Below are 13,227 nucleotides of genomic sequence, written 5' to 3'. Positions count from 1 at the left end.
AAGCAATATTGATGCCCATCACTGCAGCCGAAACCCTGAACGATACGCCGCGCGACCACCTGGAAAGGCTGTTGGAACAACGATACGGCGAAAATCATCCTTTGGTAGGCCATGGAATTTCGACAGAGACGATTGATGTTCTGCTCGATCATCGCAGCGTGCGGTCCTACCTGCCAAAGCCTGTTCCGGCCGAGGTCGTGGAACTTGCGATTGCCGCCGCGCAATCGGCTCCCACATCATCGAACTTGCAGGCATGGAGTGTCGTTGCGGTCGAAGACCGAGAGCGCAAAGCGCGGATCAACGCCATTGCTGGCAACCAGAGGCAGATCGACCAGGCGCCTTTGCTTCTCATTTGGCTTGCGGACCTTTCCCGGCTGCGCCGTATCGCCGATGCGGAAGGATCGACATCTGACGGCCTGGACTATGTCGAGGGCTTTCTCCTTGCCATCATCGATGCTGCACTTGCCGCACAGAATGCCTTGGTCGCCTTTGAGTCCCTCGGCCTTGGCACCTGCTATATCGGCGCGCTGCGCAACGATCCGGCTACGGTTGCCCGGGAACTCGATCTGCCCGCATTGGTTTTTCCAGTGTTCGGCCTGACGGTCGGATTTCCCGATCCTGCGATCAAGACAGATGCCAAGCCGCGCCTGCCGCAACCCACTGTGCTCCACCGCGAGCGATACAGCGCGAACCCCAGCAAGGACGACCTCGGTCTCTACAATGAGACTTTGCGCGCCTTCCAAAAAATCCAGTCGATGACACCGATCGATTGGTCGGAACAGGTCTCCCGCCGTATCGCCACGAAGGAGGCGCTGAAGAACCGCGACAAGCTTCGCGACGTACTGGAAGGGTTTGGGTTCCAGCTGAAGTAGGCGAGGATCAAAGCGCGACTATGCCCGTGCAACAATCTCGATTGGTTCGATAATTCCGTTTTCGAGGGCTTCAAAAGCGTTTGCCAGTCGTTGCTTGGCCGTTGGTCCCATGATGATCTGTCCACTGAGCACGGGCGGACCCTCCGCGGCGGCCTTGGCCTGCAACTCTCGGACGATTTTTATGGCGAGATCGCGCCGGCTATTCTTTGCCTGTATCTCGAAACCTGCCGCGCTCAACGTCTTGCCATAGAAGCCCGGCGTCTCGACAAAGCTCGTTTCCTTGTTCATGGCCCAAGGCATAGGATAGGTCAGCGGCGCATCGCCCACACGCATGATGTCATAGACGACAAAGCGCCCGCCCGGCTTCAAGACACGCCACACCTCAGCGAAAAGCGTGTGCTTGTCTTCAATGTTCATGCCGACGTGGATCACGTAGGCAGCGTCGAAACTGCCTTCATCGAAAGGAAGGGCGAGCGCACTGGCCTGATGAAAATCGATGCGGTCATCAAGCCCACAGCGGTCCGTCAGTGCCCGGGCGACTTCGACGAATTCGTCAGTAAGATCAACACCGGTGATGCGGCACTCATAGGTTTCGGCGAGATAGCGGGCCGGCCCGCCTATGCCGCAACCGACGTCAAGGAGGTGCATTTGCGGCTCGATACGCAAGCTTCTGCCGAGTTCTATGGTCGCGGGAAGCCAGCCGAAGTGAAACTCGTCAATGGGCGCAAGATCAGACGCCGTCAGGGTATCGATGTCTTTACCGGCAGCTATGAGCGCCGCCAATATCGCCTTTTCCAGCGAGCCGTGTGTGTAGTGCCGGGCGACTTGTTCTTCAATGCTCATCGGCGTTCCTATCGGGGGGCGCGGAACAAGGTGAATGCCGGATTATACCTCGTCGCAGCCGGAAGCGATATGACGTCGCCTGGCGTCGGCCGTGAAATCAGCGGATCGCGGCAAATTATTTACCTGTTTGTGCGTCCATGGGGCGTCGAAGACTTCCAGTCGCACGACCGGCCCGGTAACCGCAGAGTCCACAGCCATGCGGGCCGGACCACTTTCTGTTCAACGCTGCCCTGTCAATAATATGACTTGAATTATCATATTATTATCGCGTATTGAGCGATAGATGCTTTCCTGCCGTGTCAGCGCGGGATTGCCTTTGCCGAGGTCAATATGCCAGACACAATTTTGCGCGCATCTGCGCGGATCGCCCTCACCAATCCAGCACTGCATCTCAACAAGCTGCTTGATCACTTTTCAGAGCATGGGGATGTCACACGGCGTCGTGAAGGCGGCACCATCGGTCTGACGTATGGCAAGGCTGACCTTGCGGCCGACGGGGACAGCCTGTCCTTGACAGCCGAAGGCGAGGACGAGACCGGACTTGCCTATATGAAATATGCGCTTGCCAACCACTTGCTGGAATTTGCGCGGGCGGAAAGGCCACGTATTGTCTGGGAGGGTGATGGGGCCGTCGGAAGCGTGCCGCCATTCTTCCGCGAAATGCGCGTGGTCGAAAGCTGCAATGTCTCGCCAAGGATGCGCAGGGTGACGCTGCGGGGCAACAACCTTGCGCGGTTCCAATATGGCGGGCTGCATGTGCACCTGCTGTTTGCGCCGAACGGCGTGGCGCAACCACGATGGCCGGTGATGGGCGAAGACGGCCGCCCGGAATGGCCGGAAGGAGGCGACAAACTCGTCTCGCGCGTCTACACCATTCGCAAGATTGATGCCGCCAGGGGCGAGGTCGATATCGATATCGTCATCCACGATGGAACGCCCGGTTCGCAATGGGCCCTCAATGCCATGCCCGGTGACCTTGTCGGCATGACAGGGCCGGGCGGCGGCGATGTCGGGGTAGCGGACTGGTATCTTCTTGCCGGCGATGAGACGGCCCTCCCTGCGATCGGTCGCATACTCGAGCGTCTGCCTGCAACTGCAAAGGTCGTGGTGCGGATTGAAGTCGAGGACGAGGCAGATGAGCAAAACCTTACTGCGGCCTGCGATCTCGATCTTGTCTGGCTGCATCGTTCCGGCGCGGCCGCCGGAACAACAGATCTGCTTCCCGAAGCAGTGGCTAAGGTGGTGTTTCCAACGGATGTGCGGGTCTTTGTCTGGGCCGGCTGCGAATTTTCGGCGTTCAAATCCATTCGCAATCACGTGCGCAAGGAACGCAAGTTGACGCGGGAGGAGCATCTCGTCGTCTCTTACTGGCGACGTGGGCACGAAGGGTAGCGCGAAACGATGACGTTTCATCCAAGGATGACGAGCAAAGTCGAAGGCGTCACGGTTCTTGGCGAGCTGAAGTGGCGGGCCTGGACCGGTGTCGTTGCCGATGTCTGGTCAGTCAAATGCGAGCCTGGCGCCGAGGGCGAGTATATATCCGAGGATCCGCGTTTGTTCGTAACCCTCGACAAGGCAGGCTCCGGGACCTTCAGTGTCGGTCTTGGTCCGGCCTCGCATGGGACGCCTGGCGACATCGCCGTCTATCCAATGAGCTACATACCTGCGGGCCTTCCGGTTTGGGGTCGCGGCGAAGGCGTGGAATATCTGCGCCACCTCGATCTGCATTTCGATCTCGCCGTCCTGTCGCATCGGTTTCCGGAGGCGAGAAAATGCGGAACGCTCGGCGCTCCCCGCCTCATGTTCTTCGATGACCGCATCGCGAGCCTCGCCAGACTGATTGCCGAGGAATGCCTGAACGAACAGCCGTTGCACGACCTTTATGGTGATGGGCTGACAACAGCCCTCGTGGTCCAGCTTTTCGGCATCGCGCAGGAGCAGAAACGTCAACGCAGCCAGCTCTCGCCGCGCCAGTTGCGGTCCGTGACCGGCTATATCGAAGATAATTGCCTTCGCAATATTCGCCTCGAGGAACTTGCTGGCCTTGCCGGCCTGTCGCAATCCTATTTCAGCCATGCCTTCAAGGCCTCCACCGGTGTCGCGCCACACCAGTGGCAGATGAAGGCACGGATGCGCCGGGTACAGGCGCTGTTAAGACAGCCCGGTGCATCATTGCCGGCCATTGCCTCAGCCACCGGCTTTTCCGATCAGGCGCACCTCACCCGCATATTCAAGAAGATCGTTGGAATCACCCCCGCCGCCTGGCTGCGCGATCTTTGCAAATAGCTTCCCATCGGCAAGTTCGGACCAAAACCGTTCAAAAGGCGACAGAAACTTTCAATCCAATTCTTAAAAGTTGATATATATACTCAACTTATGATTGTTGCGGTCGGTTGGCCGTCTATGTCGAAGAGGGTAGAATGCGTGGGGTTTGTCGGTCAGCAACCTTTGCCTTGAGCGGCGGGGTTGCGTTGCTCGTTTGTTTCGGATCGCTTGAGGCGAGGGCGCAGAGCACGACCTCCAACATCGAGCTTAATCCGATCGTCATCGACCAGAGCGACGGATCGGCCACCGGACCAGTACAGGGATTCGTTCCAAAACGCACGACAACCGGCTCCAAGACGAATACGCCGATCGAAGCAATTCCCCAGGCAGTCTCGGTCGTCGGCCGCGAGCAGATGGATGATCAAGGCGCGACGAAGATCGACGAGGCGCTGCGCTTTACGAGCGGCGTCTTCACCCAGCCTTTCGGTTCCGACAGCGATACCAACTGGTTCTATATCCGTGGCTTCGACGCTACCCAGAAGGGTACATTTCTCGATGGCCTTCAGAACTTCGGCTACGGCTTTGGCGGCTTCTTCATCGATTCATGGGGCATCGAGCGCGTCGAAGTCCTCAAGGGACCAGCCTCGGTCCTTTATGGTGGCAGCAATCCGGGCGGTATCGTCAACTTTATCAGCAAGCGGCCGACTGGCGAACGCCTCCGCTATGTTGAAACCGGGATTGACAGCTTCGGCACGGGTTATCTTGGCTTCGATATTGGCGACAAGGCTTCCGACGTCGTCGATTACCGCATCAATGGCAAGATTCAGGGCGGCGACGGCTATACCGATCTCTCACAGGAGTTTCTTGGCGTGATATCGCCTAGTCTCACGTGGAAACCGGACGAGTCGACCAAATTTACTGTGCTCGCCAACTACACCCACCTCGATGAGACCCATGGCGGCGGCAGCTTCCTGCCATACTACGGAACGGTGGTCGACGCGCCGTTCGGCAAGATCAAGCGCGATGCCAATTTCACCGAGCCGGGGGTCGACGACTACAATCGCGAACAGGCCGCTATCGGCTACGAATTGGAACACACGTTCGACAATAATTGGACGGTGCGCCAGAACCTTCGCTATGGTTACGGCGACGTCCGCGAGCACTCGCTCTATCCGTTCGGATATGTGCCGTTCTCGGAACAGCCGGTCGGCGACAATTACGATTTGTCACGGATCAACTTCCTTCACGACACGACGGTCAACACCTTCATCGTCGACAATAAACTCGAGGGGACGGTGAACACCGGTCCCATCGAACACACGTTGCTCTTCGGCGCCGAATATAAATACTTCAACATCGACCAGATGCAGGCGACGGGTGGTGCGACGCCAATCAGCGCCGTCGATCCGGTTTATGGCGCCCCGCAGGGTCCGATGTTTACGCCCTATATCGACCAGGTTTTGAAGCGCAATCAGATCGGCATTTACGCACAGGATCAACTGCGTTTTGGCGATGGCTGGCTCGTTACCCTCAACGGCCGCTACGACTACGTGAAGACCGAAGCGACTGGCACGCCATCCTATGACGGCAATGACGGCAGCACGAGCGGGCGCGCCGGCATTGCCTATGAGTTCAAAAACGGTCTTACACCCTATGCCAGCGTCTCGACCTTCTTCAGCCCAGAGATCGGCGTCGATGCCAATCTCGATTTCCTGAAGCCAGAGACCGGCCATCAATATGAGGTCGGCGTCAAATACCGCCCGACCATGTTCGATGGTCTGATCACGGCGGCGCTGTTTGATCTGACCAAGGAGAATGTCCTGACCGGTCCTTTCCTGGCGCAATACCAGGTCGGCGAGGTCAATTCGCGCGGCTTTGAAATCGAGGCGCAGGCAAATATCACCGAGGCATGGAGGCTTACCGCGGCATTTACCGCGCTCGACATGGAAGTGAAGGACGATGCGGATGCAGCCTTGATCGGCAAGCGCCCCTACCTCATCCCCGAGATACAGGGCTCGCTCTTTGCGCAATACACATTCCAGACCGGGGTTCTCGAAGGTGTCGCGGTCGGCGGTGGCGTGCGCTATGTCGGCTCCAGCTATGCCGACGCCATGAATACATTGAAGGTTCCGGACGCGACCCTCGTCGACCTCAAAGTTGGTTACAAGAAGGACAATTGGGGCGTCGATCTCAACGTTACCAACCTCTTCGACAAGGATTATGTGTCGGGCTGCCAGGGGCTGCTTGTCTGTTCCTATGGCGAAGGCCGCAAGGCCCTGCTCAAGGCGCATCTGACCTGGTAGCGGATAAGGCCGGCTATGAGCAGTGCTGCAAGCTGCAGTACTGCCCATCATTTATTCGGCCGCACGTGCCGATTTCTTCCATGCATTGGATCGGGCTAGCTGGTATAAGATGACCTCAACCTGAAGTAGTGCAAAGGGGCATCGCAATGCGTCTTGGTGAGAAGTACCAGCACCTCGTCAACGGCGCCGGTTGCGCCTGCCTGTCGCCGGAATTGCAGCAGGTATGCCGCCGCCTGGAAGATCTGACACGCCGCGGATTCTTGACTGGTGCCGCCGCTACAATTGCCGCCGCCGCGACGCCGCGCGGGGCATTCGCCCAAGCCGCCGCACAGCCCGCAAAAGTCCTCTTCCGGCAGTTGAAGCTGTTCGACGGCAAGTCCGACACCGCGCGAACCGGTGTTCAGGTCCTGGTTGAGGGCAACAGGATATCCGCAATCGACACTGGCAATAGCCCGCCGCCCTCAGATGCGACTGTCATCGACTGCGGCGACCGGTTGCTGATGCCGGGCCTGATCGATGCCCACTGGCACACGCTGTTTGCGGCCGTCCCCGTCGGCATCGCAACGACCGGCGATCCAGGTGCTATTTTCACGGCATCGACAGCCGAAGCGGAGCGCACCCTGATGCGCGGCTTCACCACAGTGCGCGATGTCGGCGGACCTGTCTTTACCTTCAAGCAGGCGATCGACAGCGGCGTTATACCCGGGCCCCGCATCTTCCCGTCGGGAGCGATGATTACGACCTCCGGCGGTCATGGCGATCTGCGCATGCTTTCGGAAATTCCACGCAATCCGGCCCAGCTTAGCCTGATCGAACAAACCGGCGGCGCCATGATCGCCGATAGTGCCGACGAAGTGCGCATGCGCGCCCGCGAGCAGATGCTGCAGGGTGCGTCCCAGATCAAGCTTGTAGGGGGCGGGGGTGTTTCATCGCCGCGCAGTCCGCTCGACATGTCGACATTCAGTGAGGATGATCTGCGCGCCGGCGTTTCGGTGGCGCGCGACTGGAACACCTATGTGACGGTCCATGCCTATGCGCCGAATACGGTACAGCGGGCTATCAATGCCGGGGCGGCCTGCATCGAGCACGCCCATCTCATGGATGAGGAGACGGCGCGCCTGATGGCGGACAAGGGCGTCTGGCTCAGCATCCAGCCGTTCCTCTCGGTGGAAGATTCAGTGCCGCTGACCGGGCCGAGTTTCGACCGGCTGCAGCAGGTCTTCGCCGGTACGCTCACTGCCTATGAACTTGCGAAAAAGCACAGCATCAAGACTGCGTGGGGATCCGACATGTTGTTCTCGCCGCAAATGACGGCAAGGCAGGGCACCATGCTCACGCATCTCAGCCCCTGGTACACAAACGCCGAGATCTTGCGCATGGCGACATCGACCAATGCCGAGCTTCTTGCACTCTCCAACCTGCGCAATCCCTATCCTGGCAAGCTTGGCGTGGTGGAAGTGGGCGCGTTCGCCGATATGCTGGTGGTCGATGGCAATCCCCTCGACAACATCAATCTTATGAACGAGCCGGAGAAGCATCTCGCCGTCATCATGAAGGATGGCAGGATTCATAAAAACACCCTGAGCGGATAGCTGCGTCAGGTCGAAGCTTTGTCCGCATCGTCGTCAGAAGGCTTTGCCGACAACAATACCGCAATCCATCTCGCCCCGGGTGACTGTTCACAATAGATGATGAACGCGATCAGGATCGGTACGCCAATGAAAGCACCCGGCACGCCCCACATGAAGCTCCAGAAGAACACCGAGAAAATCACGGCAAAGGGCGAGATCGCCAGGGACGTGCCGATCAATAACGGCTCGAGATAGCTGCCTATCAGGAACTGGATGAGGTTCAACCCGACGAATACCGCCACAGCCATCTGCCACGAATCGAATTGACCTATGGCAAAGAGGGTCGGCAGGAAGGTTGCCACGAACGGCCCGAGGAATGGGATATAGTTCAGCGTAAAGGCGATAGCGCCCCAAGCTGCAGCAAGTTCGAGACCTGCGATCAACGCGAAAGCCCAGACGATCAAGCCAGTCAGGACACTGGCAAAGGTGCGCACAAGCATGAAACGGCGCAGCTTCTTGGAGATCTCGCGGTTGGCGTGAAGCATCTTCATGCCCTGCGGCTGAACGGCAGGAGAGCGCAGCCGCTTGCCGAAAGCCTCGATCTCCAAAAGGCCGAGCATCACGAACACAAAGACAAGCAAGGCAAATCCGGCAAAACTGTTCAGCCGGCCGGCAAGCCCCTGCGTAAAGCCGACGAGCCACGTCACATCGAAACGATCAGCAAGAGGCCCCGCGATGGCAATGCCGTGTCCCTCCAGCCAGTCGGTCCAGTGCACGTAGACATCCTGGAACCTGCGGGCATTGACGAACAGCCATTGGCCGAGCTTGCTGAAACCCCAGGTGACGGACGAGCCGACGGCGATGATGATGAAGATCGTTGCCGATACCGTCACAAGCAGCGCAAGCAGTTGCGGAATCCAGCGCTGCAACTTGATCTGCAGCGGGCCGACGAGCGCAATGACGAACAGGGAAAAGACCAGCGGGACAAATATGGATTGGCCAAAGCGCAGGAGCGCGAGTACCAGGATTCCGGTAGCAAGGTAGCCGATCATCGGTTTGGCGTTCTGGACTGTCATGTCTTCGTCAACCCAACCCTTGCCCGGCCTACCTGTTGATTGCTGCTGTTAAAAGTCAGCATTACTACCTTTCAGCGGCCCCTGCGCGCCACCGACTGCGGCCGGAGAAGCGAGGGGAATACTGATGGTCGTCTCCCGCTTCAAACGGTCAGGACGATGCCTTCTGCAAAGCGTCGCGCAGGACCTGTTCCTTGCTCTCGTCGAGTGAGGTCTTGAGAACGACGCCGCCAAAGTGCGAAATGTCCTTGAGGACCTTGTCAGCCGTCATCGACTGGACCAGTACGAACAAGGCGGCATTACCGGGCTGGATGCTTGCCGCGAGATCCTTCATGAAGTTGTCGTTGATGCCGACATCCGTCAACGCTCCGCCGAGCGCACCTGATGCCGCGCCCACGGCTGCGCCGATCAGCGGATTGAGGAAGAGGACGCCAATGAGCAGACCCCAGAAGCTGCCTGACACAGCACCGGCCGCGGTCGTGCTGACCATCTGGTTCAGCTTGACCTTGCCGGCGTCGGTCTTGGTCGCGATTACCGCATCGCCGAGCGTAATAAGATATTCCTTCTGCAGCTCGAGAAGGCGATTGCGCACTTCCTCGGCTTTTTCTTCGGTGGGATAGACGATCACAATCAGATCAGACATGTTGCCTCCAAATTTCACAAAGGTATGAACGCCGTAGCGCACTGGAAAAACTATATCTTGCTCGGCGCGCGCAAGAGATTAGCAATAAATCCCAAGGCCATGCATCGCGTTTCTTTTTCCATCGACACGTCACCGCATTTGCCCGATTGATCAATCACTTGCTGGCGGATTATCAGCGCTGCGCGACCGTTTGATGAAAAATGTCTTCAGCCGAGCAAGATCTTCAGGCGTCACACCCTGCGGATCGGTCACGGCCATCCAGCCGTCGATATAGTGTTCAGGGGCATAGACGTGGCCATATCCCATGGGAGAGGTCGTCGCGATAGCCATGTCGAACAGCAGTTGCAGCATGGTCACGCCCGGAATCCAGCGCAGGCTCGGTGAGACATCCGGACCACGCGGGTTTTGCATCCAGTCGGGTTCGCGGTAGAGCGCGTGGAAATCGAAGAAGGTCACCGGGTCGCTGGCATATTGCAGATAGACGATGCGAAGCGGGCCCCAGACGGCGTCAGGAATGTTCAGTGCATTGTCCTGGTTGGTAAACCGGATAACGGATCCGTCGCGGAACCGCGGCAGCCATGCCGGCGAGCCGGGAATCCGATCCGTCGTGACTGAGTTCCAGATGCGGCTCTGAAAGGGCGGTCCACTCCACAGGGCGCCCTGAAACGGGTCGCCAATAATATCGTAGAGATGGGCCGAAAGTTCGGAGTTCATGGCGCCGAGGCTGAGGCCATAAAGATAGAGTTTCGGCCTGTGGTCACGCGGCAGCGTCGTCCAGTAGCGATAGACTTCGCGAAACAGCGCCTGCCCAGCCTCGGCTCCGTAGCCCGGTTCAACGAGTAGCGACAACCAGCTGCTGAGGTAGGAGTACTGCATGGCGACGCTGGCTATATCGCCGTGGTGAAGATATTCGACTGTATCGATGCCCTCGGGATCGACCCAACCCGTTCCCGTCGGAACGATGACGAGCAAGGCCGATCGTTCGAAGCCGCCGTCCCGCTTTAGTTCCTCAAGGGCAAGATGCGCCCGCTCATAGACGGTTTCCGCAGCGTTCAGCCCGACATAGACCCTAACGGGGTCAAGTGCTTTTGCGTTGAAAAAACTGCCGATCTCGGCACCCGTGGGTCCCGTCGCGATGAAGGCGCGCCCTTGCCGTCCGAGATTCTGCCAGTCGAGAAGCGAGCCGGGGCCCCCGGGTTTGTTCGGATCCGCCGGAGGCGCCGAACCGTCATCGATGCGGGCGTCGAGCTCACGAAAGGACGTATCGACCATGCGCAGGACGCCCTTGAACAAGATGCCCTGTGCCACGGACCAGAAGAGGATAACCGCGAGCACGCCGCCAACCAGGTTTGAAATGCGTCGCGGTACCAGCCGGTTCAGCCAGCGGGAAAACAGGCGGAATGTTTGCCGGAAGAGGCGCGCCAGCATGATCACAATGAGGAATATAACGAGTGCGATGATGGCAAGTTCGATCGGCTCGACGCTCTTGACCGGCCCGAGCCCCATGAGCCCGCGCACCGTGTTTTGCCATCCCGCGGCCTTCCACAGGAAAACGCCTGCGGTGCCGATGCAGACAATGATCGCGATCCAGTTGGCGGCGCGCTGAATGCGGGCACGGGGCACCGGGATTTCCAGATAACGCCAGAGCCAGACGCAGGCGACGCCGACACCGTATCCGAGCGCAGCGCAAAACCCCGAGAGCGCTCCCTGGACGAGATAAGAGCGCGGCATGAGGCTGGGCGTGAGCGACGCCGCAAAGAAAAGGATGCCAACCAGAAGACCGATCGCGGAAAACGACTTCGCCAATACTGCCAGGTAAGCTTTCAAACCGGTTTTCCCCCGACCGACTTCGCCGACTCGTTATCTCGTTGAATAGTGGTAGCAATTCCGTTTGCTGTCACGCTGATATTAACCACCCGATCGCTCATCGTGCCAATTCCCAAGCAATTGTTTTGCTTTTCGAAGCTTCTGGTTCCAAAGTTGTTCGGCCGGCATCAGTGCCGCTGATTGCTCGAATACCGATTATCCGGGAGTTCATCTTGCGCCAATCTTTTGTCTCGCTTGCCGTGGCCTTCGGCATCCTGCTTTCGCCCGTCGCACTGCCAAGCGAGGCGAGTGCCACCACCGTCTCCGTCACCATTGGTACGAGCGTCAGCAATGGTCGTGGAATTTCCTGCAGCGAAGGGGAACGGCGGCTCCGCAGCCGCGGCTTTCGCGATGTCCGGCGCATCGATTGCCGTGGCCGCTTTTTTGTCTATCGCGCCTGGCGCGGCAGCAACCGCTTCGAGGTTGCGCTGAGGCAACGTGATGGCCGTATCGTCGACATGCGCCGCATCAGCAGCAGGCGTTGATCGGTTCATCGCACCACCCAGTCAATTGACGAAGAGGCCGATCGCGAAGGCGTTCGCTATATCGATGAAAAATGCCGACACGAGCGGCAGGATGATGAAGGCCATCGGCGCAGCGCCGTGGAGCTTGGTGATGGCGGTCATGTTGGCGATGGCGGTGGGCGTCGCCCCAAGGCTTATGCCGCTGAAGCCGCCGGCAATCACCGCGGCATCATAATTGCCGCCCATGAGAGGGAAGACCGCAAAGAGTATATAGGCGATCGCCGCGATCGTCTGGAGTGCCAGCACCAGAAGCAGCGAAGGACCGAGCCCGCCCAGCGTCCAGAGTTGCATGCTCATGAGCGACATTGCGAGGAAGATGCTGAGTGAGAGGTCGGAGACGAGCGCCAGCGCGCGCGTTCGTGTCGGCCAGAACAGGCTCGGCATGATCCGCGGCACGATATTGGTCAAGACGATTGCTGACAGAAGGCAGGCAACGAAGAGTGGGAGACGAAAGCCAAGATCCCCCAGGAGTTCGTCAACTGCGTAACCAATGAGGACGGCGACGTTAAGGACGAGGATCGTACGCAGCAGCGTGATGTGATTGAGATCGTCTCCCGGGGCCGTGTTCGGCAACCCGATCGACGGGGCAGCGTCCGGGCCTTTCAGCCCATACCGCGCGATCAGAAGACCGGCGACAGGACCACCGATGAGGCTCGCAATGACAAGACCGAGTGTCGCTGCCGCCACACCGATTTCCATCGCATTGGTGAGCCCGAAACGCTCAACGAGAATGGGCGCCCAAGCGATGGTCGTGCCGTGTCCGCCAATCAGCGAAGCTGAACCGATGAGAACGGTAATGCCTTCGGGCAAGCCCAGCGCGGCTGCGCTTCCAGCCGCAATGAGATTTTGGATGACGAGATAGACAAGCGTCAAACCGAGCAGGACAAGGAGGGGCTTGCCGCCTGCAATCAAGTCTGCAAGGCGTGCGTTGAGACCGATACCGGTAAAAAAGTAGAGGAGCAGAAGGTCTCTTGCCGCCAGATCAAACGAAATCGCAAGACCCAGAACGCGGTAGGCAAGAAGCGTCACCAGTGCCGCGAGCAGACCACCGGTCACGGCTTCGGGGATGTTCCATCGCCGCAATGCCGCGATGCGGCCATTGAGGCCGGCGCCGATAAAGAAAACGACAATTGCTATTGTCAGACTGACAAAACCTGGGAACTCGATATTTTGCATGGGGGATCGGACCTCATCCGGGGTTGGGCCTGTGGCGCACCTGCACGGTACCATGTTGCCAGTCTCCGAAATCCTCGGCAAATGCATGTTG

The 13,227-nt window shown here is 58.7% G+C and carries 11 protein-coding genes; 6 read left to right on the top strand and 5 right to left on the bottom strand.

The genetic code is table 11. The features are described from left to right. The first annotated feature begins 11 nt into the window (after nt 1-11). On the top strand, nt 12-872 hold the full coding sequence (locus AC1DNI_RS14820; RefSeq protein WP_477692385.1) for an NADPH-dependent oxidoreductase: 861 nt from the start codon (nt 12-14) through the stop codon (nt 870-872). Nucleotides 873-890: 18 nt separating this feature from the next. On the opposite strand, the gene AC1DNI_RS14815 is transcribed toward AC1DNI_RS14820, so the two are convergent. Then, the gene (locus AC1DNI_RS14815) at nt 891-1,715 is read right to left on the bottom strand and encodes an SAM-dependent methyltransferase (RefSeq protein WP_477692384.1); all 825 of its coding nucleotides are present in this window, start codon (nt 1,713-1,715) and stop codon (nt 891-893) included. Between the two features lie 330 nt (nt 1,716-2,045). Between AC1DNI_RS14815 and AC1DNI_RS14810 the strand changes: the two genes are divergently transcribed. From AC1DNI_RS14810 to AC1DNI_RS14795, 4 genes are all read left to right on the top strand, one after another. Continuing rightward, nucleotides 2,046-3,107, top strand: coding sequence for a DUF2218 domain-containing protein (locus AC1DNI_RS14810; RefSeq protein WP_477692383.1), 1,062 nt, complete (start codon nt 2,046-2,048; stop codon nt 3,105-3,107). Between the two features lie 9 nt (nt 3,108-3,116). After that, nucleotides 3,117-4,001 carry a helix-turn-helix domain-containing protein gene (locus AC1DNI_RS14805; protein ID WP_477692382.1) on the top strand — a complete coding sequence of 295 codons (885 nt, stop codon included), beginning with the start codon at nt 3,117-3,119 and terminating at the stop codon, nt 3,999-4,001. Between the two features lie 134 nt (nt 4,002-4,135). Continuing rightward, complete coding sequence (locus tag AC1DNI_RS14800; RefSeq protein WP_477692381.1) at nt 4,136-6,283, top strand: TonB-dependent siderophore receptor; 2,148 nt, start codon at nt 4,136-4,138, stop codon at nt 6,281-6,283. A 146-nt stretch (nt 6,284-6,429) separates the two neighbouring features. After that, nucleotides 6,430-7,875, top strand: a complete 1,446-nt coding sequence (locus AC1DNI_RS14795; protein WP_477692380.1) for a metal-dependent hydrolase family protein — start codon at nt 6,430-6,432, stop codon at nt 7,873-7,875. Between the two features lie 5 nt (nt 7,876-7,880). On the opposite strand, the gene AC1DNI_RS14790 is transcribed toward AC1DNI_RS14795, so the two are convergent. The 3 genes from AC1DNI_RS14790 to AC1DNI_RS14780 all read right to left on the bottom strand — a co-directional run bounded on the left by AC1DNI_RS14790 (nt 7,881) and on the right by AC1DNI_RS14780 (nt 11,397). After that, complete coding sequence (locus tag AC1DNI_RS14790; protein ID WP_477692379.1) at nt 7,881-8,930, bottom strand: AI-2E family transporter; 1,050 nt, start codon at nt 8,928-8,930, stop codon at nt 7,881-7,883. Nucleotides 8,931-9,078: 148 nt separating this feature from the next. Then, on the bottom strand, nt 9,079-9,570 hold the full coding sequence (locus AC1DNI_RS14785; protein WP_027232239.1) for a DUF1269 domain-containing protein: 492 nt from the start codon (nt 9,568-9,570) through the stop codon (nt 9,079-9,081). Between the two features lie 150 nt (nt 9,571-9,720). Further along, complete coding sequence (locus tag AC1DNI_RS14780; RefSeq protein ID WP_477692378.1) at nt 9,721-11,397, bottom strand: alpha/beta hydrolase; 1,677 nt, start codon at nt 11,395-11,397, stop codon at nt 9,721-9,723. 212 nt (nt 11,398-11,609) lie between these two features. On the opposite strand from AC1DNI_RS14780, the gene AC1DNI_RS14775 reads away from it, so the two are divergent. Continuing rightward, a complete protein-coding gene (locus AC1DNI_RS14775; RefSeq protein ID WP_477692377.1) occupies nt 11,610-11,921 on the top strand; it encodes a hypothetical protein in 312 nt (103 codons plus the stop codon). A 21-nt stretch (nt 11,922-11,942) separates the two neighbouring features. On the opposite strand, the gene gltS is transcribed toward AC1DNI_RS14775, so the two are convergent. Further along, on the bottom strand, nt 11,943-13,136 hold the full coding sequence (gene gltS, locus AC1DNI_RS14770) for a sodium/glutamate symporter (RefSeq protein ID WP_477692376.1): 1,194 nt from the start codon (nt 13,134-13,136) through the stop codon (nt 11,943-11,945). Nucleotides 13,137-13,227 lie beyond the last annotated feature (91 nt).

It is taken from the genome of Phyllobacterium sp. 01N428, assembly GCF_056399405.1.
This window is presented reverse-complemented; position numbering and strand designations above follow the sequence as displayed.

Bases quoted from the DNA above. Each gene is read 5' to 3' on its own strand.
- AC1DNI_RS14820 (WP_477692385.1), top strand. From the start codon at position 12: ATGCCCATCACTGCAGCCGAAACCCTGAACGATACGCCGCGCGACCAC.
- AC1DNI_RS14815 (WP_477692384.1), bottom strand. From the start codon at position 1,715: ATGAGCATTGAAGAACAAGTCGCCCGGCACTACACACACGGCTCGCTG.
- AC1DNI_RS14810 (WP_477692383.1), top strand. From the start codon at position 2,046: ATGCCAGACACAATTTTGCGCGCATCTGCGCGGATCGCCCTCACCAAT.
- AC1DNI_RS14805 (WP_477692382.1), top strand. From the start codon at position 3,117: ATGACGTTTCATCCAAGGATGACGAGCAAAGTCGAAGGCGTCACGGTT.
- AC1DNI_RS14800 (WP_477692381.1), top strand. From the start codon at position 4,136: ATGCGTGGGGTTTGTCGGTCAGCAACCTTTGCCTTGAGCGGCGGGGTT.
- AC1DNI_RS14795 (WP_477692380.1), top strand. From the start codon at position 6,430: ATGCGTCTTGGTGAGAAGTACCAGCACCTCGTCAACGGCGCCGGTTGC.
- AC1DNI_RS14790 (WP_477692379.1), bottom strand. From the start codon at position 8,930: ATGACAGTCCAGAACGCCAAACCGATGATCGGCTACCTTGCTACCGGA.
- AC1DNI_RS14785 (WP_027232239.1), bottom strand. From the start codon at position 9,570: ATGTCTGATCTGATTGTGATCGTCTATCCCACCGAAGAAAAAGCCGAG.
- gltS (WP_477692376.1), bottom strand. From the start codon at position 13,136: ATGCAAAATATCGAGTTCCCAGGTTTTGTCAGTCTGACAATAGCAATT.